Below are 12,654 nucleotides of genomic sequence, written 5' to 3' on the forward strand. Positions count from 1 at the left end.
TGCCGGGCGCCTTGGGTGTGCGTGAAAACTTGAGTGGGCCTTACTGGCGTTCCCGGACTGCAGGGGAACAACCGCCCCGTACCTGCGTCCGGCGGGACTCAGCCCGCCTGGACTGGGCTGATGTCCAGTTCCCTGCCGTCGAAGCAGGTGCGCGTGCCCGTGTGGCATGCGGCGCCGACCTGGTCAACCCGCACCAGCAGTGCGTCGCCGTCGCAGTCCAACGCCACTGACTTGACCCACTGGACGTGGCCCGACGTGTCGCCCTTGCGCCAATACTCCTGGCGGGAACGCGAGTAGAAGGTAACCCTGCCGGTGGTCATGGTGCGGTGCAGCGCCTCGTCATCCATCCAGCCAAGCATGAGCACCTCATTGGTGTCGTACTGCTGCACGACGGCGGCCACCAAGCCGGCGGGGTCGCGTTTCAGGGCGGCTGCCAGTCCGGCGGGAAGGGGACCCGGGGCGGAGGCGGCAGGGCCGGGCGAAGGCGCCGCAGGCGCGGTTAAACCCGGGTTCTGGACGGGGGCAGGCTGCTCAGACATCAGGTCAAGTCTAGTGCCTGCTGCACACCCCGATCATGTGTGAACGACGGCACGCCAGCGGGGGCGGGTGTGCTGCCCAACTCCGCGCGTGTCGTGCTAGTTTCACAAGTGATGCATTTCGTCGAACCATCCCGAGAAGTCCTGGCCGAGACCCTGCTTGCAGCCGGTCCTGATGCACCCACGCTGTGCAGGGGCTGGCGTACCAGGGACCTTGCGGCACACCTTTATCTGCGCGAACGGAAAGCAGCGGTGGGGCTGGGACCGCTCATCAAGCGGCTGGCCAAGGCCTCGGACCAGGCTACTGCCAGGCTGGCGGCGAAGCTGACCACTCCTGAGGAATACGCAAAGCTCGTCAAAACTTTCCGGGCCGGGCCGCCGGCGCTGTCGCCGATGAACATCAAGGCCCTCGACGAAAGCTCCAACCTCATCGAGTACTTCGTGCACACCGAGGATGTGCGCCGGGCAGTGGACCGCTGGGCACCCCGTGCGCTGGACGAGGCCTACTCGGAAGCACTGTGGGATGAACTCGTCAAGCGCGCCGCCATCCTTTACCGCGGCGTTGACCTGGGCATTGTCCTGGTGCGCCCGTCCGGGCCGCGGCATGTCGCCAGGCGCGCTCCCGTCTCGGTGGCGATCGTCGGCGAGCCGGGCGAACTGCTGATGCACGCCCACGGCCGGACCCGGCATGCGCTGGTGACCTTCGAAGGCCAGCCCGACGCCGTCGCGCTTCTCCAGTCCGCCGAAGTCGGACTGTAACTGCCGCCCGCGATGCGGGCGGAGCTTAGCGGACCTCGAAGCCTGCTTCGCGGATGGCGTCCTTAACCTGGGACATCATGTTGTCCGGGCCCCAGTGGAAGATTGATGCGGCCAATACGGCGTCAGCACCGGCGGCAACGGCGGGCGGAAAGTGTGCCGGCTCCCCCGCACCTCCCGAAGCGATGATGGGTACTTTCACGGCGGCCCGGACCAACTTGATCATTTCCAGGTCGAAGCCGTCCTTGGTGCCGTCAGCATCGATGGAGTTGAGCAGGATTTCCCCCACACCACGGTCGGCCGCTTCCCTGGCCCATTCGATGGCGTCGATTCCGGTCCCGGTGCGCCCGCCGTGGGTGGTGACTTCAAATCCCGACGGCGTGGCCTGGGAACCCGGGCGGGTCCGGCGGGCATCTACGGACAGGACGAGGACCTGGGAACCGAAGTGCCGGGTAATTTCGTCGATGACGTCGGGACGTGCCACGGCAGCGGTGTTGATGGCCGCCTTGTCGGCGCCGTAGCGGAGGAGCTTGTCCACCTCTGCCACACCCCGCACGCCGCCGCCGACGCACAAAGGGATGAACACTTCCTCCGCGGTGCGGCGGACCACGTCGAAGGTGGTTTCGCGGTTTCCGGAGGACGCCGTGACGTCGAGGAAGGTCAGCTCGTCAGCGCCGGCGTTGTCGTAGCGGTGTGCCAGCTCCACCGGGTCGCCTGCATCGCGAAGGCCCTCGAAGTTGACGCCCTTGACGACGCGCCCGGCGTCCACGTCGAGGCAGGGGATGACGCGTACTGCTACTGCCATGGATGCTCCTGGAGATTCTTTGTTTGTTGCTGCTGCGCGGGCCGGATCAGATGCGGCAGGCGTGGATGCTGCTGACCAGGATGGCCCGGGCGCCGAGGTCGTACAGCTCGTCCATGATGCGGTTGGTTTCCTTCTTGGGAACCATGGACCGGACGGCCACCCAGTCGGAATCGCGCAGCGGGGAAACGGTGGGCGATTCCAGGCCCGGCGTCAGCGCAGCGGCCTGTTCCACCAGTTCCTTGCGGATGTCGTAGTCCATGAGGACGTACTGGCGCGCCACCAGGACCCCCTGCAGGCGGCGGATCAGGACCTCGATCTCCTTAGCCGTGCCGTTGGCTGCACCGCCCTTGCCGGTGCGGCGGATCAGCACTGCCTCGGACTTCAGGATCGGCTCGCCAAAAATCTCCATCCCGGCGGCCTTCAGCGTGTTGCCGGTTTCCACGACATCGGCGATGGCATCGGCAACACCCAGGCGGACTGAAGATTCCACCGCACCGTCGAGGCGGACCACCCTGGCGTTGATGCCGCGTTCGGCAAGGTAGCCGCGGAGGAGGCCGTCATAGCTGGTGGCGAGCCGCTTGCCCTCAAGCTCCTCCACCTTGGCAAAATCACCCACGGGGCCGGCGAAACGGAACGTGGAGGCGGCGAATCCCAAGGGAAGCAGTTCCTCTGCCTCCACCTCCGCATCCAGCAGCAGATCGCGGCCGGTGATGCCGACGTCGAGCGTTCCCTGGCCGACGTAAACCGCGATGTCGCGGGGGCGGAGGAAGAAGAACTCGATGTCGTTGTCCGGGTCCACCATGACCAGCTCGCGGGAATCGCGGCGCTGGCGGTAGCCCGCCTCTGAGAGCATGGCGGAGGCGGCTTCGGACAGGGAGCCCTTGTTGGGGACGGCTACTCGCAGCATGGGGGAATCTTTCTGGCTGGTGGAGGTCTGAATATCAGGCAGTGCAGGCCACGGCGGGCACGGCGGCAGGATGCGCGCCGGACCGGTGGCTACAGATGCTTGTAGACGTCTTCCAGGGTGAGGCCTTTGGCGAGCATCAGGACCTGCAGGTGGTACAGCAGCTGGGAGATTTCCTCGGCCGCGGCTTCATCGGATTCATATTCGGCAGCCATCCATACCTCGGCTGCTTCCTCAACGACTTTCTTGCCGATGCCATGGACACCGGACTCCAATTCAGCGACGGTGCGGGAGCCTTCCGGACGGGTGGCTGCCTTCTCGCTGAGCTCAGCGAACAGCGTCTCGAAATTCTTCACGCCCTCCAGCCTACTTGCTGTGGCCCGGAGGGCGCCTGTCGGGCCCTTGCATGACGGGCGCGCTGTGAGTGAAGACACACCACGCCCGCCCTCCTGCGCGTTGCTAGCTGCGGTACTGCTTCAGCACGACGGCGGTGGCCAGCGCCGCGGTGACGGCCTCGTGGCCCTTGTCTTCCTTTGAGCCCGGGAGGCCGGCGCGGTCCAGGCCCTGCTGTTCGTTGTCGCAGGTGAGCACGCCGAAGCCCACCGGCACGCCGGTGGAGACGCTGACGTCGGTGAGGCCCGACGTCGCGGCCTGGCACACATAGTCGAAGTGCGGGGTCCCGCCGCGGATCACGACGCCGAGCGCCACCACAGCGTCAAAGTGCGGTGCCAGGCGCGCGGCAGCCACCGGCAGCTCAAAGCTGCCGGGGACGCGCAGGACGGTGGGATCGCTGATGCCGGCATCCTTGGCGGCGCGCAGGGCCCCGTCCAAAAGCCCGTCCATGATCTGGGTGTGCCAACTGGCCGCAACAATGGCCAGCCGCAGCTGCGACGTTTCGGCCGGGTTGAGGGTGCTGAGGTCGATGTTGGGGGCGCCGTGTCCGCTCATAGGTCTTGTGTTCCGTTCAGTCTTGTTCGTGGATGAATATGTCAGTGGTGGTGATAGGCACAGGTGCCACGTGCGTGGCCAGGACGAGGCGGTGCTCCATCCGGTCCTTCTTGGTCTGCAGGTAGCGGATGTTCTGGTCGCGGGACGGTACTTCGGTGGGGACCATCTCCACCACCTTCACGCCGGCCCTGGCCAGCCTGTTCTGCTTGTCCGGGTTGTTGCTCAGGAGGCGGACCTCATGGAGACCCATCTCGGCGAGCACCTGGGCGGCGGCGTTGTAGGACCGGGCGTCCACGGGCAGCCCCAGCTGCTCGTTCGCCTCAACAGTGTCGAAACCTGCCTCCTGGAGCGCGTAGGCCTTGATTTTGTTGGCGAGGCCAATGCCGCGGCCTTCCTGCCCGCGCAGGTACAGCAGCGTGCCGCCCTGCTCGTGGATCAGTTCGAGTGCGTAGGCAAGTTGTTCACCGCAGTCGCAGCGGTAGGACCCGAAAACATCACCCGTGAGGCACTCCGAGTGCAGGCGGACCAGCGGCGCCTTCCCGTCCTGGGGTGGGTTGGGGGAACTGACGGCCAGGTGCTCCACCCCGGTGACCTGGTCAGTCCATGCCTGCGCCACGAAGTCCCCGAAGGCGGTGGGCAGCTGCACCACCGGGCCCCCGCTGACGGGATGTGGAACAACGCCGCTGCCGGTGCGTTCCGGGTGGTGGCCGTAGCCCGCTACGGATGCCGTCATCGTTTCTCCTTCTCCGTGACGTAGGCGACCAGGTCTTCGATGGAAACCAGTGGGCAGCCATGCTCCGCCGCAAACGTCCGGAGTCCGTCCAGGCGCATCATCTCGCCGTCGTCATACACCACTTCAGCGATCACGCCCACGGGTTCCAGGCCCGCGAGCCGGCACAGGTCAACCGCGGCTTCGGTATGGCCGGGACGTTCCCGCACACCTCCGTCAACTGCGCGGAGCGGGAAAATATGCCCGGGGCGGGTCACGTCCGCCGGGCCTGCCTGCGGATCAGCCAGTACCCGGGCGGTCAGGGCACGGTCGGTGGCTGAAATTCCGGTGCTGACGCCTGTGGCGGCGTCGCAGGAGACGGTGTAGGCCGTACCCTTGGCATCTTCATTGACCGCCACCATGGGAGGCAACGCAAGGGCGTCGGCGCGCTCCCCGGACAACGGGACGCAGATGACGCCGGAGCTGTACCTGATGGTCCAGCCCATCAGCGCCGGTGTGGCGTGCTGGGCCGCAAAGATAATGTCCCCTTCGTTTTCGCGGTCCTCGTTGTCCACCACCAGGACCGGCCTCCCGGCGGCCATGGCGCGCACCGCGTCTTCGATGGGATCCAGGACCCGCCCCTGGGCTGCGGGAGTCACAGCAGTGGGTTCCGGTTCCACTTTGACGGCGGCGTTCACGGTGTTCCTCCGTCCACAGCGGCGGGCGTTGCCGTACGGAACCCCAGCAGGCGTTCTGTGTATTTGGCCAGGACGTCCACTTCCAGGTTGACCCGGCTGCCCGTGGCCTTGGCGCCCAGTCCGGTTTCGGACAGGGTGGTGGGGATGAGCCCCACCTCAAACCAGTGCTCCTGCTCCGCGGCCGCACTGACCACCGTGACCGTCAGCGAGACGCCGTCGATCGCAATGGAGCCCTTCTCGGCGATGTAGCGGGCCAGGTTGGCGGGGACGCCGAAGCGGAGTCGCTCCCAGTTTCCAAGGGCCTCGCGTTCCAGCAGGACGCCGACGCCGTCCACATGCCCCTGCACCACGTGGCCGTCCAGCCGGCCGCCTGCGGGCACGCAGCGCTCAAGGTTTACGAAGTCGCCCGGGGCCAGTTCCCCGATGGTGCTGCGGACCAGGGTCTCCCCCATGACGTCCACGCTGAAGTCCTTGCCGTCGATTTCGGTTGCCGTGAGGCAAACCCCGTTGACGGCGATGGACCCGCCCAGGGCGAGGCCTTCGGTACTGCCGGGCGCGTGCAGGCGGACGGTGGCGCTGGCGTCCCCGTCCCTCTCCACGGACAGAACGTGCCCTTGTTCGGCAATTATTCCGGTAAACATCAGTGGCCTCCCTAGGCTTGCTTCGCGCTGGCGCGGTTTGGTTGGGGGTCTAGGGCAACGGTCCGTTGCGGTCTTAGGTGAAGTCTCAGGTCCCGGCCCAACGTGCGCACGGCGCCGCCGTCGGATTCGTCCCACTCCCAGTGCTGGGCGTGGGAAAGGGTGGTGATGCCGAGGCCGTCCAGGGACGGGGTGCCGGAACCGAGCAGGGTGGGCGCCAGGTAGACGATCAGTTCGTCCACAAGGCCGGCAGTGAGGAACGCACTCAGGATCCTCGAGCCTCCCTCCACCATGAGGTGGCGGATGCCGCTTCCGTACAGCAGGGACAGCGCTTCGCGGGGGTCGCGGGTGCGAAGGTGGGTGACCCGCCCGTCATGCCCCCGTACGGCGGCGTCGGCGGGGATATCCCGCAGCCCCATGACGGCCCGCAAGGGTTGCATCGCTGCCGGTGCCCCCTGGGGACCGCGTGCAGTAAGCCGCGGGTTGTCTACCAGCACTGTCTGGGTTCCTACCAGGATGGCGTCGATCCGGGCCCGGATGGCGTGGTTGTCCGCAAGGGACTCAGGGCTGGAGATCCATTGGCTGGTCCCGTCTTCCGCCGCAATCCGGGCGTCCAGCGTTTGTGCGATGTGAAGGGTAACGAACGGCCTTCTTGCCGCCACCGCCTCAAACCAATGGCGGTTCAGCTCCAGGGATTCAGCAGCTCCAAGCCCGCTGCGGACGCGGACCCCGGCTGCACGCAGGGTTGCTGCCCCGCCTGCTGCCGGGTCATGGGGATCATCAACCGCGTAGACGACGTCGGTAATTCCGGCGGCAATGATCGCCTCGGCGCAGGGACCGGTCCGCCCCATATGGTTGCACGGCTCCAGCGTGACGATCATGGTGCAGCCGGAAAGATCCATGCCGGCGGCAGCCGCCTGTGCGATCGCGTCCGCCTCTGCATGCGCTGTACCGGCACCGCGGTGGAAACCGGTAACGAGGCGCCTGCCCTCAGGATCAATGACGACGGCGCCCACCAGCGGATTCGCGCCCCTCGGCCCCCGCAGGGCTGCTTCCAGGGCAACCTCCATGGCCTCGGTTTCGGCAGGAGTGAAAGCGGTGGTCACTCCGCCCTCGGGCGGGAGCGGGTGGTCCTGGTGGAGGGCAGCGCCGGCTCCGCTGGCAGAAGTCATGTGGCCCGCCGTCATGCCGCAACCACTGCGGCAGGTGCGCCCTCCGCTGAAGCGGCAGGGCATTCGGCACTAAAGAGCCATCGCTTGGAATTCATTCCCGTGTCGTTCCTTCCCTCTCGAACCGCGATGGCTCCGGGGATATACGACAGCAGAAGGCTGCGGAGCCTTGATGGCCCCACAGATACAGCTGTACGTGCTTCTCTCATCCAGACTTTAACTGTCGGTACCGGAATTCCACCGGTTCAACCGTCCGCCGGGGCTTCCAGGAAACCTCCGGCTCGCGGGTCGCGGACTGTCACCGCCGGTTCGGACTTACACCGACCCCGGAGCACGTATGTGTGTTGTTATTGTGCCATAACCGGCGCTGGCCCCCGGTTATTCCGCCGACGCCGAACGTAACGTCCGGCTGCCCTCCGCGCGCAGCCGCTTGATGGCAGCCTCCGGATCCTCCGCACCGTAGACGGCCGAGCCGGCAACAAAGACGTTGGCCCCCGCTTCGGCGGCGCGGACGATGGTCTCCTCGGTGATGCCGCCATCAACCTGGAGGGCGACGTTGATCCCTGAGCCGTCGATGGCGGCGCGCGCCCGGCGGATCTTGGGCAGGGTGCAATCAAGGAATGCCTGGCCCCCGAACCCGGGCTCGACAGTCATGATGAGCAGCATGTCCAGTTCGAACAGCATGTCCAGGTACGGCTCAACGGGAGTTGCAGGACGAAGGGCCATGCCTGCTTTTGCTCCCCTGCTGCGAAGTTCCCGTGCGAGCTTTACGGGGGCGATGGACGCCTCCGCGTGGAATGTCACCGACGCCAGGCCCGCGTCGGCGAAGCCGGGGGCCCAGCGGTCTGCGTCTGCGATCATGAGGTGCGCGTCGAGGGGAACGGGGCTCACGGCCTGGATCCGCTGCACCACGGGCAGCCCGATGGTCAGGTTGGGGACGAAGTGGTTGTCCATGACATCCACGTGCACGGCGTCAGCGGTGCTGATGCGCTGCAGTTCGGCCTCCAGGTTGACAAAATCGGCGGAGAGGATGCTCGGATTGATGCAGCATTGCGTCACAGGGACTGCCTTTCACTGATTGCGGAAGTGGGTTTGTAGCGGCGGCAACGGCCGCCGCCACCGGCGCGGCGGTTTCGCGTCCTGCTTTACTCAGGCCTTCTTGTGGATGAGCGCGAGGAACATGGCGTCGGTCCCGTGGACATGCGGCCACAGCTGGGCTGTGGAATCGTGCCCGGCGTCCAGCTTCCCAGGCAGGCTGACGGCGTCCAGGGCAGCACCGGCATCAAGGAGTTCGAGGTCGTCACGCTTGCGGAGGGCGTCTGACACGACGGCGGTGGTTTCCGCTGGATGCGGCGAACAGGTCACGTACGCCACCACTCCGCCGGGCCGGACGGCTGCGAGGGCCGAAGCAAGGAGTTCGCGCTGCAGCGGACCCAGGTCCGCCAGGTCCTTGGGGGAACGGCGCCAGCGGGACTCGGGCCGGCGCCGCAAGGCTCCCAGCCCGCTGCAGGGAACGTCCACCAGGACACGGTCAAAAGCTTCGGGCTGTTCCGAACCCACCTCGCGCCCGTCTCCCATCCGGACCTCCCAGGTTTCCCGCGGCACGGCCGCAAGCGCCTGGCTGACAAGCCTGGCGCGGTGTGGTGCCATCTCGTTGGCCAACAGCGTCGCGCCCCGCTGCTTCGCAAGGGCGCCCAGCAAGGCGGCCTTCCCGCCCGGACCGGCGCACAAGTCCAGCCAGGCCTCTGGTCCTCTACTGTCCGGCCCGTCTGCGCCCTGCTGGAGGTCAACGGCCGCCATGGCACGGGCCACCAGCTGGGAACCGACGTCCTGGACGCGCATGGTCCCTTCCCGGACGGACGGGAACCGCCCCAGGTCACCACCGCTGGAGAGGGCCGAGCCTTCGACCAGTTCGCCGGGGACGGCGCCCTGGTCCAGCGCCTCATCCAGGTTGCCCAGGCCCGGCAGGGCTACGAGGTTCACTACGGGGGCTGCGTTGTCCGCCTCCAGAAGCTCCTGGATTTCGGCAGCCGGGCGCCCGTGCGCCACCAGGGACTGGCGCATGGCGCGGACTATCCATTCCGGGTGGGCATAGCGAAGTGCCGTCACTTTCGTTTCGTCTGTCTCTCCTGAGACCAGCAGCTCCAGCCACTCTTCAAGGGTGTGGGCAGCGACTTTGCGCAGTACGGCATTGATGAGGGCTGACGGGCCAGCGCCGATGACGGCACGGGCCAGTCCAACCGTCTGGTCCAGCGCGGCATGTGCCGGGACGCGCATGGCCACCAACTGGTGCACTCCAATGCGGAGTGCGTCCAGGACGGCTGGGTCAAGCTGGTCCAGCGGGCGGTCCACGCAGCGGGCCAGAATGGCGTCATAAGTGCCTTGGCCGCGAAGCGCCCCGTAGGTCAGCTCGGTAGCGAAACCGGCATCACGTTTGTCCAGTCCGTGGTGCCGGATCCGGGCAGGGAGCACCAGGTTCGCATACGCGTCCTCGGATGCCACTGCACGCAGGACCTCGAAGGCCACCAGCCTCGCGGGATCAGCCCGGCGGGTCCGCTGGGCCGGCGTATTCTCCGTATAGCTGCGCTGCGGACCGCGGTTGCGTTCGCGGCCCTTGGCATTGCGTCGGCTGTTGTCCCTCGGTCCGCCCTTGCCGCGGCCGCCACCCTGTCCGGCGTTGCCTTGCCCCCCGCGTCCGGCGCTGCTGCGCCCGCCTGAATCTCCGCCGGACCCGCTCATTCGAACACCACGCTTTCAAGGGAAGCCATGCCGCGTGCCCAATCAGCAGCAGCCATCATCTTTTTGCCCGCAGGCTGGATCCTGGTCAGTTCCACCGCGTGCGAGCCGGTGCCCACCAGCACGCTTTTGCCACTAATGGAGATGGCGCCGGGTGCAAGGCCGTCGACGTCGGGCCGCAGCCGCACCGGTTCCAGCTTCACGCGCTGCCCGTCCAGCAGAGTCCACGCACCGGGCTCAGGGGTGACACCCCGGGCCTGCCGGCCGATGGCCAGCGCCGGATGGCGCCAGTTGAGGCGGCCGTCCTCGAGGGTCAGCTTCGGCGCCAGCGACACCTCGCCTGACTGCGGCTGGGGCTTGGCCTTGCCCGCCTCAATGGCGGACAGTGTCTGCGCCAGGAGGACCGCGCCGCTGTGCGACAGCCGTTCCAGGAGTTGCCCGGCAGTATCCTCGGGTCCCACGGATTCCGTCACCGTTCCGAAGACCGGTCCGGTGTCCAGCCCCTCTTCAAGCAGGAAGGTGGCTGCCCCGGTGACATCGTCCCCTGCCATGATGGACCGCTGCACGGGTGCAGCTCCGCGCCAGGCAGGGAGCAGGGAGAAGTGCAGGTTGATCCAGCCGTGCCGGGGTATGCCCAGCGCAGCGGCGGGTACCAGCCCGCCGTAGGCCACGATGGCCGCGACGTCCGGCTCAACTGCCGAGATCCTCGCCGTTGCATCGGCGTCGATGCGGGCCGCGTGGATGACCTCAATCCCCAGTTCCGCAGCCCGTGCGGCAACGGGCGACGGGGTCAGCACGCGTTTGCGGCCGACCGGCGCGTCGGGACGCGTCAGCACCGCAGCAACGTCGAATCCGGCATTGACCAGCGCGTCCAGGGAAGGGACGGCGACGGCGGGTGTTCCCGCAAACAAAACCCTCACCCTGCGGTACCGGCCGTCCCGGCACCAAAGCTGGAGCCGGGCGCGGAACCGCCGAAACTGGAGCCTACCGTCCTGGCGCGCTTCGCCGTCGTCCGCTCAGTGATCGAATCGTAGTTGGCGTTGCGGATGGAGCGCAGGGCAGCTTTGCGGTCCTCGCCTTCCAGCCGATCGGTATAGAGGATGCCGTCCAGATGGTCATTTTCGTGCTGGAAGCAGCGTGCCAGCAGCCCATCCCCCTCTACCGTGACCGGGTTTCCGTGCATGTCCACCCCGGTGACACGGGTGGCACGGAAGCGGCGAACGGGAAAGCCCAGACCGGGGATGGACAGGCAGCCTTCCACCTGGTCCGGCTGGAAGTCCTCGCTGTTCTCCAGCACAGGGTTGATGATGTGTCCTTCAATACCGTCGATGCGGTACGTGAAAACCCGCTTACTGACGCCTACCTGCGGCGCTGCCAGGCCCGCACCGTCCACGTCCTCCATGGTTTCGGTCATGTCCGCCACCAGCTTGGCCAGTTCAGGCCCGAACTCCGTCACGGGATCGGCCACCGTGCGGAGCACAGGATCGCCGATGATGCGGATATTCAGGATTGCCATGGACAGTATTTCCTCACGGTTGCCGGTAATGGGGACCAATCCAGTTTAGGCGCAGCCCGGCCTTAGGCGGTTTGCGCCTGTGCCAGCGGCGGCGGCGCGATGGGAAGCAGTGCAGCGCCGGCGCTGATCGTGTCTGCCGAGAGCTCCCACACCCGCCGGAGGGCACAGAACTTCCACCAGTGGTGCTTAAGGACTTCCGGGTTGGCCCGGACGGGACGAACTTCGGTTTCCCCGATGGCGACAGCCAGCAGGACAGGGTTCTCACCGTACTTCCACGGCTCCCAAGTTCCGGCCACCGGATCCACCAGGCTTTCTTCGGCCTTCATGCCGGCCACCAGCTGCATCACCACCTTGTCATCGAGCGGCTTGACCAGGCCGTCACGGGTGGTTCCCTTGGTCTTGTAATCGATCAGGCAGATGCGCCCATTGATGCGGGCCACCAGGTCCAGCGTTCCGGCGTAGCCCACGGCATTGTTCCAGACAGTGATTTCGGGCGCGATGGGTTCCACCCTGAACAGTTCCCACCATTCGTCGAAACGCACAGCAAAGGCTTCTTCGCCGTTGGCTGCCAAGGCCTCCCGCGCTTCCTTAATGGTGTGCGGACGGCCCAGCGCACGAAGTGCAACCTGCTCACAGTAGTTATGCACGCGGTCTCCGCGCTTTGCTGCCTCGTCCCGGTAGATCTCTGCAGCTTTCGCGGCACGGTTGACGGCCTGCTTGATCTTGGCGGGGCTCCCCAGGCAGTCCGACAGCAGGGGATCGTTGGCCAGGCTGCTCGCACCCATGTAGCCGAACCACCCGTCCAGCCCGTGCGGCTGCTGGCTGATCACGGTGGTGATGGACGGCACCGAGAACTGTTCCGACGTGGACCGGGCGTACATCCTGCCGTATTCGGTGGCATGGGCAAGAAGTGGATCAGTCATACAAAAGACTCTTTCACAGGGGGCCGACAAAATCTCCAGGCACAGGTGCGCGCACAAAAAAGGTCCGTCTCCGCTGCGAACGAGCGGAAACGGACCTCTGTGCGGTGGGCGATACTGGGTTCGAACCAGTGACCTCTTCGGTGTGAACGAAGCGCGCTACCACTGCGCCAATCGCCCTGATGCATTTGAATGCTAGCGGACTCTGCCCCAATTCAAAAATCGGCCAGCCAGGCCCTGAAGGGCTTGCCCGCCAGTGGCAAGGCCCGCTGGCAAAGCAGCCGGACTAAGCAATTGGAAACCCCAAGCAGCGCTGCCA

General features: G+C 66.5%; 15 protein-coding genes, 1 tRNA gene and 1 riboswitch. Of the genes, 1 reads left to right on the forward strand and 15 read right to left on the reverse strand.

Going from position 1 to position 12,654, the window contains the following annotated elements; all coding sequences use genetic code 11:
- Window positions 1–98: 98 nt before the first annotated feature.
- Window positions 99–539, reverse strand: coding sequence for a phosphoribosyl-AMP cyclohydrolase (hisI, locus tag FDW84_RS14185; protein WP_138610172.1), 441 nt, complete (start codon window positions 537–539; stop codon window positions 99–101).
- A 111-nt stretch (window positions 540–650) separates the two neighbouring features.
- Between hisI and FDW84_RS14190 the strand changes: the two genes are divergently transcribed.
- Window positions 651–1,295, forward strand: coding sequence for a TIGR03085 family metal-binding protein (locus tag FDW84_RS14190; protein ID WP_138610173.1), 645 nt, complete (start codon window positions 651–653; stop codon window positions 1,293–1,295).
- 25 nt (window positions 1,296–1,320) lie between these two features.
- Here FDW84_RS14190 and hisF read toward each other — a convergent pair whose 3' ends face one another.
- From hisF to FDW84_RS14260, 14 genes are all read right to left on the reverse strand, one after another.
- The gene (hisF, locus tag FDW84_RS14195) at window positions 1,321–2,097 is read right to left on the reverse strand and encodes an imidazole glycerol phosphate synthase subunit HisF (protein ID WP_138610174.1); all 777 of its coding nucleotides are present in this window, start codon (window positions 2,095–2,097) and stop codon (window positions 1,321–1,323) included.
- Window positions 2,098–2,143: 46 nt separating this feature from the next.
- The gene (hisG, locus tag FDW84_RS14200) at window positions 2,144–3,004 is read right to left on the reverse strand and encodes an ATP phosphoribosyltransferase (protein ID WP_138610175.1); all 861 of its coding nucleotides are present in this window, start codon (window positions 3,002–3,004) and stop codon (window positions 2,144–2,146) included.
- Between the two features lie 89 nt (window positions 3,005–3,093).
- Window positions 3,094–3,357 carry a phosphoribosyl-ATP diphosphatase gene (locus FDW84_RS14205; protein WP_009358176.1) on the reverse strand — a complete coding sequence of 88 codons (264 nt, stop codon included), beginning with the start codon at window positions 3,355–3,357 and terminating at the stop codon, window positions 3,094–3,096.
- Between the two features lie 103 nt (window positions 3,358–3,460).
- Window positions 3,461–3,949, reverse strand: coding sequence for a 6,7-dimethyl-8-ribityllumazine synthase (ribH, locus tag FDW84_RS14210; protein ID WP_138610176.1), 489 nt, complete (start codon window positions 3,947–3,949; stop codon window positions 3,461–3,463).
- A 16-nt stretch (window positions 3,950–3,965) separates the two neighbouring features.
- Window positions 3,966–4,682 carry a GTP cyclohydrolase II gene (gene ribA / locus FDW84_RS14215; RefSeq protein WP_138610177.1) on the reverse strand — a complete coding sequence of 239 codons (717 nt, stop codon included), beginning with the start codon at window positions 4,680–4,682 and terminating at the stop codon, window positions 3,966–3,968.
- Window positions 4,679–5,356: a 3,4-dihydroxy-2-butanone-4-phosphate synthase gene (gene ribB / locus FDW84_RS14220; RefSeq protein WP_138610178.1), complete on the reverse strand. Its 678-nt coding sequence runs from the start codon at window positions 5,354–5,356 to the stop codon at window positions 4,679–4,681. Before ribB ends, ribA begins: the two co-directional genes overlap by 4 nt.
- The gene (locus tag FDW84_RS14225) at window positions 5,353–5,997 is read right to left on the reverse strand and encodes a riboflavin synthase (RefSeq protein ID WP_138610179.1); all 645 of its coding nucleotides are present in this window, start codon (window positions 5,995–5,997) and stop codon (window positions 5,353–5,355) included. Before FDW84_RS14225 ends, ribB begins: the two co-directional genes overlap by 4 nt.
- Before the next feature lie 11 nt (window positions 5,998–6,008).
- Window positions 6,009–7,064, reverse strand: coding sequence for a bifunctional diaminohydroxyphosphoribosylaminopyrimidine deaminase/5-amino-6-(5-phosphoribosylamino)uracil reductase RibD (gene ribD / locus FDW84_RS14230; RefSeq protein ID WP_240721530.1), 1,056 nt, complete (start codon window positions 7,062–7,064; stop codon window positions 6,009–6,011).
- A gap of 291 nt (window positions 7,065–7,355) precedes the next feature.
- Window positions 7,356–7,502: riboswitch (FMN riboswitch) on the reverse strand.
- A gap of 39 nt (window positions 7,503–7,541) precedes the next feature.
- Window positions 7,542–8,222, reverse strand: a complete 681-nt coding sequence (gene rpe / locus FDW84_RS14235) for a ribulose-phosphate 3-epimerase (RefSeq protein WP_138610181.1) — start codon at window positions 8,220–8,222, stop codon at window positions 7,542–7,544.
- A gap of 90 nt (window positions 8,223–8,312) precedes the next feature.
- A complete protein-coding gene (locus tag FDW84_RS14240) occupies window positions 8,313–9,902 on the reverse strand; it encodes an RsmB/NOP family class I SAM-dependent RNA methyltransferase (RefSeq protein ID WP_138610182.1) in 1,590 nt (529 codons plus the stop codon).
- The gene (fmt, locus tag FDW84_RS14245; RefSeq protein WP_138610183.1) at window positions 9,899–10,819 is read right to left on the reverse strand and encodes a methionyl-tRNA formyltransferase; all 921 of its coding nucleotides are present in this window, start codon (window positions 10,817–10,819) and stop codon (window positions 9,899–9,901) included. Before fmt ends, FDW84_RS14240 begins: the two co-directional genes overlap by 4 nt.
- Window positions 10,816–11,415, reverse strand: coding sequence for a peptide deformylase (gene def / locus FDW84_RS14250; RefSeq protein ID WP_138610184.1), 600 nt, complete (start codon window positions 11,413–11,415; stop codon window positions 10,816–10,818). Before def ends, fmt begins: the two co-directional genes overlap by 4 nt.
- A 62-nt stretch (window positions 11,416–11,477) precedes the next feature.
- Window positions 11,478–12,338 carry a cytochrome gene (locus FDW84_RS14255; protein ID WP_138610185.1) on the reverse strand — a complete coding sequence of 287 codons (861 nt, stop codon included), beginning with the start codon at window positions 12,336–12,338 and terminating at the stop codon, window positions 11,478–11,480.
- 105 nt (window positions 12,339–12,443) lie between these two features.
- A tRNA-Val gene (locus FDW84_RS14260) sits at window positions 12,444–12,515 on the reverse strand.
- Between the last annotated feature and the right edge of the window lie 139 nt (window positions 12,516–12,654).

Origin of the sequence: Pseudarthrobacter sp. NamE5 (genome assembly GCF_005796225.1) — a bacterium.
In the GTDB taxonomy this organism is placed as follows: Bacteria; Actinomycetota; Actinomycetes; order Actinomycetales; family Micrococcaceae; genus Arthrobacter.